The sequence below is a fragment of the Nannocystis pusilla genome, from assembly GCF_026626665.1.
Taxonomy (GTDB): domain Bacteria; phylum Myxococcota_A; class Polyangia; order Nannocystales; family Nannocystaceae; genus Nannocystis; species Nannocystis pusilla.
Genome location: NZ_JAPNKE010000002.1, coordinates 3,174,130 through 3,188,113, shown reverse-complemented (window position 1 = coordinate 3,188,113; position 13,984 = coordinate 3,174,130). Strand labels below are relative to the sequence as shown.

Genomic DNA, 13,984 nt, shown 5'->3' with positions numbered 1-13,984 from the left:
GCTAAGCGCGGGGCGGCGGGGGCGTCAACGGGTGCGGGTGAGCTCGAGCGCGAGGTTGTTGGCGCTCGGCTTGTCGAGCACGGTGATCTTGTAGCGGCGGCGGTCGTCGTCCTCGACGTAGAGCACGTCGCCCGGGGCGACGCGGACCTTCTCGTGGGTGGTGTCGCCCTCGATGTCGGTCTTCGACGAGCGCTTGTCGGTCAGCTCGGGGTCGGCGAAAAAGCCGGGCCGCTCGTAGCCGTAGGGGCGCGCCGGCAGGCCGTCGCCGTCCTTGCGCAGGTCGGCCTCGGTGACGAAGAACAGGTAGTCACCGCCCTCGCCGCCGGCCGTCGGGGCGGGCTTGAAGTAGTAGAAGTCGGCGTCGCCGTCGGCGTTGTCGTTGAGCTGCTCGGTGATGCCGATCAGCGCTTCGGGAGCGCGCTCGAGGTTGGCCTTGATCTGCTTGACGATCGCGTCCTGGTCGAGCGGGATGACGATGTCCTTCAGGGTGAACTCGACGTCGGCGTCGCCCTCGGCCAGGCCGCCGTCGTGCAGCCGGACCTGCGCGACCTCGCTGAGGAGGTCCCAGAGGTAGGCCGGCGGCGGCGGGTTGCCGACGTCGGTGAAGGTGGTCATCTCGGTCCAGCCGGTGGCGTCGACGCAGGCCTCGAAGGCGACGACGTCGGTGCCGAGCTTGTACTCGTCGCAGTGCGGGCCGATGCCCTCGGCGGTGCGCCGGCGGGCCATCTCGGCGATCAGGCGCTCGAACAGCCACGGCGGCAGGTCCCAGGCCGGCGAGTTGCCGGTCGGCAGCGGCTCGCGGGCGTCGCCGCCGGGGATGAAGGCGTCGTCCTCGAGCACGCGCACGGTCATCTCGGAGATCGTGAGGTTCTTCGACAGGCCCTCGACGCGGATCCAGTCGGGGTCGGAGAAGTCGAAGACCTCGTGGATCTGGCTGGCGGTGCTGTTGACGCTGGCGATGTAGTTGGTGGTGAGGTCGACGCCCTTGTACGGCAGCGCGTTGAGGTCGACGCGCACGTACATGGTGAACGCCTCCTCGGTGATGCCGGAGGCGGCGAGGACGAAGCCGGGGTGGACGAGCGCTTCAGGATCGAGGGGGTCGAGCGAGGCGGGGCCGAACCGGTCGGGCAGGCTCTCGAAGGCGTAGACGATGTCGCCGAGGGTGATCGGCAGGGCGCGCGGCGCGATCGGCCACAGGCCGTCGGGGTGGTCGGCGTCGACGGCCCCCTTGCGCGTCTGCGCGGCCGGGTGCGAGCCGAGCAGCTCGTCGAGGAAGGTCTCGGAGACGACCTTGGGCGGGATGGCGTCGTCGGTCACGCCGATCTGCATGAGCGCGGCCAGAGCCCGCGCCGGCGGCACGCCGACCGAGGCCGACAAGGCGATGAGCTCCTCGAGCTTGGTGCCCTCGAGGTCGACGTTGTCGGGGTTCATGTTGAGCAGCCGGCGCAGGTTCTTGGCCGCAGGTGCGAGGGCGTCGGCCTCCTCCGGCGGCAGCGCGCGCAGCTCGTCGAGCACGACGGTGACCGACTCGGTCAGGTCGTAGTCGAGCAGCCACAGGTCGTCGAGCACCTTGCGCGGCAGCTTGCGCATCTGCTCGAGGGTGACCGCCTGCTCGAAGTTGTCGACGTCGAGGCGGAGCGAGCGGAGCACGACCCGCTTCGGCTGGCCGATCGCCGCGTCGGTCGGGACCTCGGCCGCGGGGACGGCGATGTCGTCGATGCAGCCGACCGGCCCGAGGAGGGCCGTGACGACGGAGGTGGCGAGGGCGAGGCGGCGACGCGTGGACATGGACGAGGCTGGCCTTGAGGACAGGTTTCAGCGGGCGCGCGTGACGGTGAGGGCGATGCTGTGCGGGGCGGGCTTGTCCTCGACCACGAGCTTGAACAGCCGCTGCTCGTCGTCCAGCATGTAGAGGACGTCGCCGCCGGCGATCTTGACCTTCTCGTGGCTGGTGTCGCCGTCGATGGCGACGACCTCGGAGGCCTTGTCGGTCAGCTTGGCGTCGCGGAAAAAGCCGGGCTTCTTGTAGCCGTAGGGCCGCACGGGCTCGCCGTCGCCGTCGTTCTCGATGTCGGCGGCGGTGACGAAGTACAGCCAGTCGCCCTGCAGCTCGGGCGGGTTGTCGCCCTTCGGGACGTAGTAGAAGAAGTCGGCCCGGCCCTCGGTGTTCTCGTTGAGCAGCTCGGCGATGGCCGACAGCGCGGCCGGGTTGTCCTGGATGTTGGTCTTGATCTGCGCGACCAGCTGATCGACGGTGGTGCCGACCGGGACCTGCTCGAGCGTGAAGCTGATGTCGGCGTCGCCCTCGTCGAGGCCGCCGTCGTGCAGCCGGACCTGGGCCACCTCGAGCAGGACGTCCCAGAAGTACGACGGGGGGGCGGCGGCGAGTCGAGCTTGACGCTGTCGTCGATGGCGATCGAGGTCCACGACGCGGGGGCGGCGGCGTCGGGGTCGAAGGCGCCGTCCTCGAACGCGCCCTGGCCGAGGCACGCCTGCACGGCGATGAACGGCGGGTCGACCTGTCCCTTGGGCCCGTACTCGGTGCAGTGGGTCGGGATGAGGCCGGCGCGGGCGACCGCGACCTCGGCGATCAGGCGCTCGAACAGCCAGCGCGGCTTCTGCCACACCGGCGAGTCGCCGAGCGGGGCCGGCTCCTGGCTGGCGCCGCTGGCGACGAACTCCTTGTCCTCGTCGATGGTCATCGTCATCTCTTCGACGACCAGCGCCGGCACGAGGCCCTCGATGGCCATCCAGTCGTCGCGGGTGAAGTCGAAGGCGCTCAAGATCTGGCTCTTGGTGCTGTTGACGTTGGCGACTGTCCCATCGGTCAGGTCGAGGCCCTTGTACGGGAGGGCGTTGAGGTCGACCTTGACGACCATCTTGAAGTCGGGCGTGGTCGCCTTGAACTTGAAGGCGCCGCCGATGAAGCCGGGGTGATCGGGGTCGTCGGGGTCGGCGGCCTCGGCCGGGCCGAAGCGCACCGGCATCTCGGCGAAGTCGGTGACGACGTCCCACAGGCTGACCGGCAGGCTGCCCGGCGTGACCGGGTACTTGCCGTCTGGGTGCGCGGCGTCGACGGGGCCGGGGCGGAACTGGGCGTTCGGGTGGGTGCTGACGACGTTGTCGATGACCGCGCGGGTGGTGAGGTCGACGGTGATGATCGGCTCGTTGGGATCGACGGCGATCAGGTCGGCGAGGATGGTGGCCGGGCCGAGGCCGACGGCTTCGCCTACGCCGATGAGCGGCGCCAGCGAGGTGCCGTCGAGGCTGGTCGACTTGGCGGTCATGTTGAGCAGCTTCCACATGTTCTGGGCGCTGCGCGGGAGCTGCGGGACGTCGGCCTCGGGGGTGGCGATCAGCGTCAGCAGGGCGTTGCGGATCAGCGGCTCGAGATCCATGTCGATGAGCCAGGTCTCGCGCAGGATCTTCTCGGGGAACCGCTGCTTGATGTCCTCGAGCGTCAGCGTCTGCACGAAGCCCTTGGCGTCGAGGCGGAGGAACCTCAGCTCGATGCGCCGCTCGTCGCCCAGCTCGACGGGCTCGGCCGCCGGCACGTCGGGCACCGTGACCTCCTCGACGCAGGCAGGCGCGAGCAGGGCGGCGAGGAGGAGGGGGATGTGAGGGGTATTTCGGGACATGGCGGATCGCACAGGAAGGAAGGGACAGGAGACCGTGGGGGCGGACCTGCTGCTCACAGCTTGCGGACGCGGACGACGATCTCGACCGGGTCGGCGCCGGCGGGGACGGTGAAGCGCAGCTCGTAGGTGTCGCCGGCGTCGTCCTGGATGAACAGGGTCGACTCGCCCTCGGGCAGGCGGTACTTCTCGTGCTCGGTGTCGGGGACGCCGTCGATCGTCAGCGAGGAGAGCTTGTCGGTCAGCTCGGGGTCGGCGAAAAACCCGGGCTTGGCGTAGTCCCAGGCGGCGAGCTGGCTCGGATCGTCGGCGTCGGGCCGCTTGTCGTCGGGGCCGACGAAGAAGAGGTAGGGAGTGCCGCCGTCGGCCGCGCGCCGGTAGTAGAAGTCGAGCCGGCCGTTCGAGGTCCAGTAGTTGCCGAGGATGACGTCGGCGATCTTTTCGGCCTGGCTCTGCAGGGTCGGCCGGATCTGCGCGACCATCTCCTCGGCGGTGAAGCCGATCGGCACGCCCTTGAGCGCGAACACCGGGCGCGCGGCGCCCTCCTCGAGGTTGTCGGCGGTGTTCTGCTCGACGCCGACGATCTTGCCGTTCATGTCGCGCATGAAGGCGTCGTTGCCGGCCGGGTCGTGGATGATGTCCTGGGCGACGTCGAGGAGCATCTCCCACAGGTACTGCGGCGCCGGCGAGACGAGGTTCGGGACCTGGATGTCGAACTCGGCCCAACCGGGGTCGACGACGCCGATCGAGGCGCCGGCGAGGCAGGGCAGGCCGGGCGCGAAGCAGTAGAACGGGTAGTCGAGGTCCTTGAAGGCGTCGTAGGCGGCCTGGGCGATGATCCGCTCGAGCGACCACTCGGGCTGCGACCACACGTAGGTGTCGCCGAGCGGGCTGCCCGGAAGGTTGGGCGCGCAGGTGGCGTTGCCCTCGACGCACGAGGGCACCTTGGTGTCGAGCTCGGCGATCGCCATGCGCATGTCGACGGTCGGGCTGGCGGCGATGCCCTCGATCACGACCTTGACGGGGTCGTTGAAGTCGAACGCGAGCGGGGCGGCGTCGAGGCTGAGGAACATCTCGCCGGCGCCCTCGGAGGCGTCGATGCCGTCGACGCGCCGCAGGTTGCTGTCGGCGGTGGCGATCATCTTGAACTCGGGCGTCAGCGCGTCGCTGTAGGTGGTGAAGTCGGCGTCGTCGGGGACGAGCAGGCCGGGGTGATCGCCGACCGGGCCGAGCTTGTCCGACAGCGGCTGCATGTCCATCAGCGCGTCGTAGAGGGTGACCGGCAGCTTGCCCTCGCTGTTGGCGATGTTGGGGTGCGAGGCGAGCAGGGTGACCTTGAGGGCGTCGCGCAGGACGGCGACCGGGATGAACGGCCGCGTGTGAAGGTCACCCTCGTGGGCCTTGTCGAGCTTGGAGTCCTTGAGCTTCTCGGTGCACTGGACCGAGCCGAGCTCGTGGCCGCCGCAGAACAGGCTGGCGGCGAGGACGTCGCTGAAGGTGAGGCCGTTGACGGTCTCGTTGTCGTACAGCGAGAAGAGGTACTGGAAGTCCTCCATCACCGTGGTCGCCACGTCGGCGTTGCGCGGCGTCATGGTGAGCAGGCGGACCATCGCGAACTGCGGCGAGGTGCGCCACTTGGTCGGATCGTTGGCGACCGGATCGCCGTCGTACAGCTTGCCCAGCGCGGTGAGGTTGCAGTCGTGCTGGGGGTCGACCGGGAGGTCGCCGTTCTTGACGGTGTCGTCGTAGACGTTCCACTTGTCGCCGCACGAGCTCTGGATGGTCGCCAGGACGTTGTCGAGCAGCGGGCCGCTGTCGAGCTCGATGAGCTTGATGTCCTTGGCCGCGACCTCGCCGAAGATCTCGAGCGCCTTGGCCTTGTCCATCTCGAGCACCACCGGCGGCGGCGGGGTGTCGTCGATGCGCAGGAAGAAGCGGTCGGTCGGGAGCTGCGGGGCGGAGGGCTCGCCGGTGGTCGGCGCGGTCGTGTCGGTGTCGGTGTCGGCGGCCGTGCCGGTCTCGGTGGTGGTGCCGCCGTCGGTGTCACCCGGGTCGCCGGGACACGCCGCGAGCGCGGGGATGAGCAGCGAGAGCGTGAGCAGGGGGCGGGGATGTCTCATGGCGCAGGCCGTCCGAAGCCCGCAGTATCGCAGCTTCGCCGGCCCTGCGATAGGACGACGAGCGCCCGCGGCCTTGCGCCCCCGCGCCTGCAAGGGCAAAGACCAGGCCTTTGGGCGCGGTGCAGCAGAGCGCGTGGGCCGGTCGCCCGGTCGCCGATCGCAGCCGAGGCGATCACGCGCGCGGCGGACCGGCGGCGAGGACGACGGCGCGGACGGAGAGGCGTCTCTTGCAGGCGAGCGACGTGAACGCGGGCGTCTCGACGCTGGCGACCCAGGTGTCTGCGAGCGAGGCGGACCGGCGATCGGCGCGGACGAGCCGGGCCCTCACTTGCTGCCGGGGGCGGGCGCGGGGGCGGCCTTCGGCGGCGGGGCGGGGCTCGTGGTGGGCGCCGGCGGCGGGGCGCCGAAGCGGCTCTCGAGCTCGACGCCGCGGACGCAGAAGGCGCCCGGCTGGCGCGGATCGGGGTCGCGGTCGACGATCAGGAAGAACTCGTGCTGCTGGGCGAAACCGGCCTGCAGCACGTGGTAGACGCGATCGCTGATGTCGGGGCAGCCGCGGCCCCAGTAGAGCCGCGCGGGCTTCTCGACCGCCTCGCCGAATTGCCGCCAGAACCCGTAGAGGTAGCCGCTGCCGTTCTCGTAGACGACCATGTTCGACAGGCTCGTCGCCCACATGCGCGGCTTGACCTCGCCGGCGCCGCGCGGGGTTCCGAGGGCGGGGGCCGGCGTCGGGGCGGGCGGGGCGGCGGCCGAGAGGTTCGTCGACGCGCCGCTCGGCGCGGCCGCGGCGTCGAAGCCGAGCAGCGCGAGGAGGCCGAGGATCGCCGCGGCGAGGGGGCACGGGCGGAGCGCACAGGCGTGTCGGACATGCGTGAATTGACACAATGCTCACGCGGCTTGTAAAGCGGGGTGCCCCGGTTTTTGCCTCACGCGGCTCGCAACGGGTCGTGTTCGAATCATCGGGCCCGGTTCGCGAGGCGCCGGCGGGACCGCCGGGACCCGCGCCGCGGCGGCTTCACGGGGGCGCAGGACTTTCGGTATAGTCGCGCCGATGCCCGGCTCGTCGCTGCACGGGCGCGCCTTCACGCGCGTCGCCGTGATCGTCGCCCTCTCGCTGACTCCGGCGCTGGCGCAGGCCCAGGAGCCCGCGACGCCCGAGCCGGTGGCCGAAGGGCCCGAGGCGGTCGCAGCGCCGAGCGAGCCGCGACCGCCGGCGGTCGAGGTCCAGCCGGCCAAGCGCGTGCGCCACAACTGGTACGCCGGCTTCGGCGTCGGCCTCGGCGCCGGCAACCTGCGCCGCACCGACACCGGCCGCAACGCGCTGTCGGTGGCGCTGCTCGGCCACGTGCGGGCGGGCGGACGGATCCGCGACAACCTGCTGGTCGGCGGGCTCTTGTCGATGACGCTCGGCGGAGCCCGCCGCGGCCAGGGCCTGTTCTCGGTGCTGGCCGAGGTGATCGGCTACCCGATCAAGGGCAAGGGCCTGGTGCTGCAGGGGGCCGTCGGGCTCGGCACGTTCGTGCAGGCCGATGTCACGGACCTCGTCACTCAGTCTGCCGGGATCAGCCGCGCTGCCGTCGGCCTCGCGTTCGGCGTCGGGCTCGGCTACGAGTTCTGGCTGGCCCGCCGCTTCAACCTCGGCCTGATGCTCCGCGGCGACGGGATGGCGGCGCCGCAGCTCGGGCTGCGCTCGGCCGGGACGGTCGGCCTGACGTTCACCTGGTACTGAGGGCAGGTCCGAAGGGGCAGGCTCGAAGGGGCAGGCTCGAAGGGGCAGGTCCGAAGGGGCAGGTCCGAACGGTCAGGACCCGCCGCCGCCGCTGCGGCGCTCGCGGGCTTGCTCGATGAGGTGCTGGTAGGTGACGTCGCCGAGGACGCCGGCCTCGCCGCGGTCGCAGCGCTCGAACAGCTCGGTGAGGCTGTCGTTGCGCGGCTGGTCGACGTCGGCGCGGAACAGGCGCAGGATGTCGAGCACGCGCAGCTGGTCGAGCGGGCGCGCGGGGACGTAGCCGTTGTCGTCGCCGACGAGCCGCAAGACCACGCCGGCGGCCTCGAGGCGGGTGAGGACGTCGGACAGGCGGGTGGCCTCGACGCGGAACCGCGAGGCCAGGGCCTGCAGGACGAGCGGGGCGCCGCGGCGGTCGTAGTGGTCGCAGATGGCGAGGACGATCCGCGCGGCCAGGCGCGCCGCGCTGACGCCTCCCTCGGGGTCGCGCCGCAGGCTGGGGTTGACGAAGCCGTCGCGGCGGACCACCGCGATGTGCTGGACGACGTAGGCGATCTCGGCGGCGAGCAGGACGATGAGCCACGAGAGGTAAGCCCACACGCAGAACACGGGGATCAGCGCGAGCGCGCCGTAGGTGCCCTCGTAGGTGCGGAAGGTGCCGAGGTAGAGGGCGAAGCCCCGCTTGCCGAACTCGAACAGGGTGGCGCCGACGACCCCGCCGACGACGGCGGCCCTCCAGCTGACGGCGGTGGCCGGGAGGAACCGCAGCAGGACGACGAAGGCGATGTCGGTGCTGAGGTAGGGGATGACGGAGAAGTTCTGGTCGGTGAAGCGGGCGACGATCGACTGGGTGATGCTGAAGAAGATCACCAGCGGCGCGAGCGTGGTGAGCGTGTAGAACATCGCGAACTTGGCGACGATCGAGCGGCGCAGCTTGGCCCGCCAGATCTGGTTCATCGCGTCCTCGAGGGTGATGAACAGCAGCATGGCGCCGCCGATCGAGCCGAGGAAGCCGACGATGCCGAGGTTCTCGACGGTGACCCGCGAGGCGAGGTCGTAGATCTGGGTGCTGATGATCTCGGAGCGGCCGGGGTCGGGGATCAGGGCCCGGGCGACGCGGTTGATGAAGCTGCGGCCGCTGTCCTCGCCGAGCAGGCCGAGCAAGGTGAGGACGAGGCCGGCGAACGGGACCAGCGAGAGCAGAGTCTGCAGCGCGAGGCTCGAGGCGAGGGTGGTGCTGCGATCGACGAACAACCACCGGCGCACGGCGTAGACCGCGGCGAGCCAGACCTGCCGCCCGGGGCTGGGTTCGAAGGTGACTGTCCTCGGGAACAGGTACTCGCGCAGCCACGCCACGCGGTCGCGCCGCGACACGGGCGCTGGCGCGTGGACGTCGGGGTCGGGCTGCGGCTCGTCCATGGCTCCCCGCTCAGTGTGTCCGAGGTCCGTGCGACCCCGCTAGCGGGTCCGGGCGCTCATCCGCTCTGGGCCGCCGGCAGGCGCGGCGGGGCGGTGCGCTTGGCGGCCCGGGCGACTTTCTCGCGCAGCGGCTCGGCGAGCGCCTCGATGTCGTCGCGCAAGGCGCCCAGCTCCTCTTCGAGCTTGCGCACGCGCTTCTCCGGCAGGCCGTCGAGGTCGGGCAGCAGCTCGGCGAGCTTGCGGGCGGCCGCGGAGGCCTTGTTGAGCAGATCGAGCTTGTCGGCGCCCTTGGGCCGCGGGTGCAGCACGGGGTCGAAGCGCTTGCGCAGCTTGGCGACGGGCTGGCCCTCGTCGAACACGGCATTCTTGAGCTCGGTGAGCACCTCGGGGGCGTGAGGGCGCGCAGGCGCGCGGCGCGAGGGCGCGGGCTCCTCGTCGAGGCTGGGGTCGTTGGCCGGGCCGTCACCGATCGCGCGCGAGAAGTAGTCGATCGCCTCGACGGTCGGGATCGTGCGCGCGACGCCGTCCCACTCGAGCACCTCGGGGGCGTGGCGCTGCACGGTCGAGTAGCTGACGGTCAGCTTGTCGACGGTGGCTTTCTTGAGCGTCAGCTCCTGGGCGCAGTAGGCGTGGAAGTCGTCGTAGCCCCAGCGCTCGTAGGCCCGCCCGGCGCGGACCTTGATGAGCGCCTCCGCGAGCTCGATCCACGAGCGCTTGAAGCGCTGGGTCCGCCGCACGACCTCGAGCCGCTGCGCGTCCCCGCCGGTCCGCTCGAGCAGCTCGGCGAGGTCGTCGATCTTCTTGGTTCCCTTGGACACCGGGGCTCCTATATCACCGGGGCCGCGCCCTTTGGTACCGTGGCCGGGTGGCCCCGGACGCACACGCGCTGGCGACGCTGGCCCCGCAGACGCCGGCGGAGCCGCGGTCCGCGTCGGTGCGCCTGACGCGGACGGCCCGGGCGGACTGGCAGCCGGCCGAGGCCGATCCCCCGCTCCAGACCGGGGCGGTGATCGACGGCCGCTACCGCGTGATCACGGTCATCGGCGAGGGCGGGATGGGCCGCGTCTACGAGACGGAGCACCTGTTCTTGCGCCGCCGCCTGGCGCTCAAGCTGGTCCGCCGCGACGCGGGCACCGGCGAGGCGGCGAAGCGGCTGCTGCAAGAGGCGGTGCTGGCCGGCAAGGTGCCGCACGCGACGGTGGTGCCGGTGTTCGACTGCGCCGCCTTGCCCGACGGTCAGGTCTACGTGGCGATGGAGCTGCTGCGCGGCGAGAGCCTCGAGGAGGCGCTGCTGCGGCCGCAGCGAGCGGAGGAAGTGCTGCGCTGGCTGGCCGAGGTGGCGCGCGGGCTGGCGGCGGCCCACCGCGCCGGCATCGTCCACCGCGACGTGAAGCCGGCCAACCTGTTCCTGGCCCGCGCCGGCGACGGAACGGTGCAGCCGCGGATCCTCGACTTCGGCATCGCCAAGCTGCTCCCCGGGCTCGCGGGCGAGGCCGGCGCGGTCGTGCAGACGCAGGCGGGCGCGCTGCTCGGGACGCCGTTCTACATGGCCCCGGAGCGGATCCGCGGCGAGACCGGCGACGGCAGCGCGGACCTCTACGGGTTCGGCGTGATCCTCTACGAGGCGCTCACCGGGCAGGTGCCGTTCCTCGGCGAGGGCTTCATGGAGATCGTCGGTAGACACCTGCGCGAGCCGCCGCTCGACCCGCGCCAGGCGGCCCCGCAGCGGCGGATCCCCGACGCGCTCGCCGAGCTCGCGCTGGCCCTGCTGCGCAAGGAGCCGCAGGCGCGCCCGCACGACGGCGACGCGGTGGCCGCCGCGCTGCTGGCGGTGCTGGAGCGCGAGCCGGCGACGGTGGCGTCGCTGCGGCTCGGGGCGGAGGCGCCGACGTCGGTGTCGGCGGAGGCGACGACGCAGGCGATCGAGGAGGGATCGACGCAGCGGCTCGAAGGACACGTTATTGTGGACATGTCCGGAAAGACAGCCGTCATCGAGGCCGGTGATCCGGGGGACATGTCTGGGAGGACAGGTCCGGCCGCGGTCAGCGTGACGGCGCCGACTCTGGCGCCGGGGCTGGAGGGCGCGAACGGGGCGGCGGCGTCGCGGTCGGAGATGTCCGTGAGGACAGGTTCGGCGGAGATGTCCGCGGGGACAGGCTCGGGGTCGCGGGCGCGGTCGCTGTCCTCGGGGACAGGTGGCTTGGAGCCGACCCCGGAGGGCGGGGCGTCCCTCGTGGGCCGGGCGAGCGGGCAGGAGCCGGCGCGAACGGACATGTCCTCGGGGGCAGGTCGGTCGGCGAGCCTGCGCGCGGCGGCGCTGGTGCTCGCGTGCGCGGCCGGCGGACTGGTGGCCTGGGTGCTGATGCCGCGCGAGGAGGCGGGTGAGGCCGGGCCGCCGATCGTCGAGCCTGCGGCCGTGAGTCGCGAGGTCGGCGCGGGCCTCCCGGTCGCGTCGCCGGCCGATCCGGGTGCGGCGGCGGTCGGGACGACGCAGGCGAACGACGCGGAGAGGGTCGATCCGCCGGCGGCGACGGCAGCGAGCGAGACCTCGGGGCCGGCGGCCGACGATGGCCCCGGACGCCGTCCACGGCGAGCCCTGCGGCCGAACCCGAGGCCAAGGCGGCCGTGCCGGCGGTCTCGTCGACGAAGAAGCGGGGCAAGAAACCGCCGCGCAAAGCTGGTACAACCGAGCCGGGTCCGCAGGGGCCAGGGCCGAAGATCAAGACCGATGTCTACGACGAGTGAGACCCCGGGGTGCCAGCGTCCGCGAGCGGCGGGCTGGCGACGCGCGCTGGTCGGCGCCCTCGTGTTTGCGCTGGCGCGGCCGGCCGCGGCGGCTCCGGGAGCCCCGCCCGAGGCGCCCGCGACCGTCGACGCGGCGCTCGCCGCCGGGGACCTCGGGACGGCCCGCGCGCTGGCCGAGAAGGCCCGCGAGGCCGATCCGAGCGCCGAGAACTGGCGCCGCGAGGCCGAGGTGTGCCAGCGCCTGGCCGACTACGCGTGCGCGCGCGCGGCCTGGAAGGGCACGTGGCGGCCCTGCCGGCGGGGGCCGAGCGCGAGGCGGGCGAGGCTCGGCTGGCTGCCCTCGAGGACATGTCCCGCGGGACAGTCGCCGACGAGGCGACATCGACCCACCGCGCGGCGCTCGACAAGGCCCGCGCCGACAAGGACGCGGCCCTGCGCCCCAAGCCCGCGCTCGCCGAGGGGCCGAAGCCGGCCCCGGCCAAGCGCGAGCGGATCGTGAAGAAGTGGTACTTCTGGGTGACGACGATCGCGATCGCGGCGGCCGCGGGGGCGATCACGGGGATCGCGATCCAGGCCGCCCGCGACGAGCGCGCCGACGACCTCGACGAGGGCGCTCGCCTGCGCTTCCAGCCCGAGGGGCTCGGGCTGCGGTTCTGAGGCGCGCGGACAGCGTGTCCTGAAGGACATGTGGCGCGGGCGATCGGCGCCTGGCCGCAAGGACGGCGGCTCCGAGGCGCGGGCGGCATGTCCTGAAGGACATGTGGTGTGAGCGGTCGGGGACGCGAGGCGCCTGGCCGAAAGGACACGTTACCGCGCGACTCGCTCCTGAAGGACACGTGGCGTGAGCGGTCGGGGACGCGAAGCGCCTGGCCGAAGGGACACGTTACCGCGCGACTCGAGCGCGAGGGCGCTGCTCGCCGCCCGCCGACGGCGGCCTGACCGCCACGGCTGGGGTCGCTGGCCCTGGGTGTCCCCGGGGACATCTCCGGGGCGGGGCGATCTTCGCGGCCGCGCGTGACCGAACCGACGCCGCGCGGTTTCGGGCGGCTAGTAGACCGCGCCGTGGAGGGTGAAGCGCAGGCGCTTGAGCGAGAGAGCGCCGCTGCCGCCCGAGGCGAAGATGCGCAGGCCCTGGAACTCGTTGTTGTCGACGATGCAGGTCTCGAGGTCGACGCCGGTGCTGTGGATCGACCAGTCGTTGGCCATCGAGCCGGTGGCGCCGCACTTGTTGAGCTGGTTCTGCACGGTGAACGTCACCGACGAGCCGACCGAGTAGCTGCGGCCCTGGACGCACACGGTCGCGTATTCGTAGGTGAGGCCGCCGATGCCGAACATGATCTGCAGGGCGCCGTTGCCGTCGACGATCGCGACCCGGCCGATCTGGTCGTCCTCGACCTCGACGTTCTGATAGATGTCCCACACCTCGGGCCACGACTCGCCCTGCGGCGCCCAGTCGGCCTCGCCCCAGCCGGGGGTGGGGGAGTAGGTCCAGTCAGGTTGGTCGAGGTGAACGCGCTGCCGTAGTCGATTTCGAGCCAGACGCCGTCGGACGGGAAGCCGCACGGGTCGACGGCGGGCATGGGCGTGGGTGTGCAGTCGTTCTCGCAGCCGTCGCCGGGGATCTTGTTGCCGTCGTCGCACTGCTCGCCGCCCTCGACGTCGCCGTCGCCGCAGACCGGCGGCGCGGGCGGTCCGCACAGGCCGGCCTGGCACTCGAGGCCGGGGTCGCAGACGTCGGACTGGCCGCAGGGACAGCCGTCCTGTCCGATCGGACAGGGTTCGGCGGTGGTGCCGTCGCTGGTCTCGCCGGTGGTGGTGCTGGTGTCTTCGCCGGTGGTCGCGTCGCTGGCGGCCGTGTCGCCGGACGCGTCGGTCGCCGCGGTGCCGCTCGCGGGCTCGCTGGTGCCCGTGGTGGTCGAGGTGCCGGTGGCGTCGCCTTCGCTGCTGTCCCCGGTCGTGGCCTCGGTCGTGGCCTCGGTCGTCGCCTCGCTCGCCGCGGTCGCAGACCCGTCCGATGTGGTCGGTGTCGGCTCCGAGGAGGTGGAGTCGGACGTCGCCGCGCCGGTCGAACTCGACGCCGTGACCGAGGTGATACCGGCGGAGGCGGTCGACGGGGTGTCCGAGGGATCGCCGCAGGCGGCGAGGAGCAGGAGCGGACCGAAGCGACGCAGGCGCATGGCCGCGGAGGATAGTGGGTGGCTCCGGGGCAGGCGAGGGGTCGAGTGCGGGGTTTGCACCAGACAGGGCCCCGGCCGGCGCAGCACTTTGGTCGCGCGCAGCGGGTCCATGCTACGTTGGGTCGCACGACGACACGCGGGCGCGGGTCCGATCCCGCGCAC

General features: G+C 72.1%; 11 protein-coding genes and 1 pseudogene. 3 read left to right on the top strand and 9 right to left on the bottom strand.

From position 1 onward, the window contains the following. Nucleotides 1-24: 24 nt before the first annotated feature. From OV079_RS13875 to OV079_RS13855, 5 genes are all read right to left on the bottom strand, one after another. Nucleotides 25-1,788 (bottom strand): acetyltransferase, encoded by a 1,764-nt coding sequence (locus OV079_RS13875; protein ID WP_267768903.1) that lies wholly within the window; start codon nucleotides 1,786-1,788, stop codon nucleotides 25-27. A gap of 27 nt (nucleotides 1,789-1,815) precedes the next feature. Next, complete coding sequence (locus OV079_RS13870; protein ID WP_267768901.1) at nucleotides 1,816-2,043, bottom strand: hypothetical protein; 228 nt, start codon at nucleotides 2,041-2,043, stop codon at nucleotides 1,816-1,818. Then, a complete protein-coding gene (locus tag OV079_RS13865) occupies nucleotides 1,992-3,638 on the bottom strand; it encodes a hypothetical protein (RefSeq protein WP_267768898.1) in 1,647 nt (548 codons plus the stop codon). The genes OV079_RS13870 and OV079_RS13865 overlap by 52 nt, the downstream gene beginning before the upstream one ends. Nucleotides 3,639-3,691: 53 nt before the next feature. Further along, complete coding sequence (locus OV079_RS13860; protein ID WP_267768897.1) at nucleotides 3,692-5,755, bottom strand: hypothetical protein; 2,064 nt, start codon at nucleotides 5,753-5,755, stop codon at nucleotides 3,692-3,694. Between the two features lie 324 nt (nucleotides 5,756-6,079). Then, complete coding sequence (locus tag OV079_RS13855; protein WP_267768896.1) at nucleotides 6,080-6,640, bottom strand: hypothetical protein; 561 nt, start codon at nucleotides 6,638-6,640, stop codon at nucleotides 6,080-6,082. Nucleotides 6,641-6,806: 166 nt separating this feature from the next. On the opposite strand from OV079_RS13855, the gene OV079_RS13850 reads away from it, so the two are divergent. After that, entirely contained in the window at nucleotides 6,807-7,484 is a 678-nt protein-coding gene (locus tag OV079_RS13850) for a hypothetical protein (RefSeq protein WP_267768894.1), read from the top strand. A 72-nt stretch (nucleotides 7,485-7,556) separates the two neighbouring features. On the opposite strand, the gene OV079_RS13845 is transcribed toward OV079_RS13850, so the two are convergent. Together OV079_RS13845 and OV079_RS13840 are read right to left on the bottom strand one after the other, a co-directional pair. Next, nucleotides 7,557-8,900 (bottom strand): YhjD/YihY/BrkB family envelope integrity protein, encoded by a 1,344-nt coding sequence (locus OV079_RS13845; protein WP_267768893.1) that lies wholly within the window; start codon nucleotides 8,898-8,900, stop codon nucleotides 7,557-7,559. Between the two features lie 56 nt (nucleotides 8,901-8,956). After that, nucleotides 8,957-9,718: a hypothetical protein gene (locus OV079_RS13840; protein WP_267768892.1), complete on the bottom strand. Its 762-nt coding sequence runs from the start codon at nucleotides 9,716-9,718 to the stop codon at nucleotides 8,957-8,959. 47 nt (nucleotides 9,719-9,765) lie between these two features. On the opposite strand from OV079_RS13840, the gene OV079_RS13835 reads away from it, so the two are divergent. Both OV079_RS13835 and OV079_RS13830 read left to right on the top strand, forming a co-directional pair. Further along, nucleotides 9,766-12,144 (top strand): serine/threonine-protein kinase, encoded by a 2,379-nt coding sequence (locus OV079_RS13835; protein WP_267768889.1) that lies wholly within the window; start codon nucleotides 9,766-9,768, stop codon nucleotides 12,142-12,144. Further along, a complete protein-coding gene (locus tag OV079_RS13830; protein ID WP_267768887.1) occupies nucleotides 12,141-12,302 on the top strand; it encodes a hypothetical protein in 162 nt (53 codons plus the stop codon). The genes OV079_RS13835 and OV079_RS13830 overlap by 4 nt, the downstream gene beginning before the upstream one ends. Before the next feature lie 390 nt (nucleotides 12,303-12,692). On the opposite strand, the gene OV079_RS13825 is transcribed toward OV079_RS13830, so the two are convergent. Then, nucleotides 12,693-13,208: a hypothetical protein gene (locus OV079_RS13825; protein WP_267778875.1), complete on the bottom strand. Its 516-nt coding sequence runs from the start codon at nucleotides 13,206-13,208 to the stop codon at nucleotides 12,693-12,695. A gap of 38 nt (nucleotides 13,209-13,246) precedes the next feature. Next, a pseudogene (locus tag OV079_RS57855) lies at nucleotides 13,247-13,822 on the bottom strand (DUF4215 domain-containing protein); the annotation flags it as partial. Nucleotides 13,823-13,984 lie beyond the last annotated feature (162 nt).

Bases quoted from the DNA above. Each gene is read 5' to 3' on its own strand.
- OV079_RS13875 (WP_267768903.1), bottom strand. From the start codon at position 1,788: ATGTCCACGCGTCGCCGCCTCGCCCTCGCCACCTCCGTCGTCACGGCC.
- OV079_RS13865 (WP_267768898.1), bottom strand. From the start codon at position 3,638: ATGTCCCGAAATACCCCTCACATCCCCCTCCTCCTCGCCGCCCTGCTC.
- OV079_RS13860 (WP_267768897.1), bottom strand. From the start codon at position 5,755: ATGAGACATCCCCGCCCCCTGCTCACGCTCTCGCTGCTCATCCCCGCG.
- OV079_RS13850 (WP_267768894.1), top strand. From the start codon at position 6,807: ATGCCCGGCTCGTCGCTGCACGGGCGCGCCTTCACGCGCGTCGCCGTG.
- OV079_RS13845 (WP_267768893.1), bottom strand. From the start codon at position 8,900: ATGGACGAGCCGCAGCCCGACCCCGACGTCCACGCGCCAGCGCCCGTG.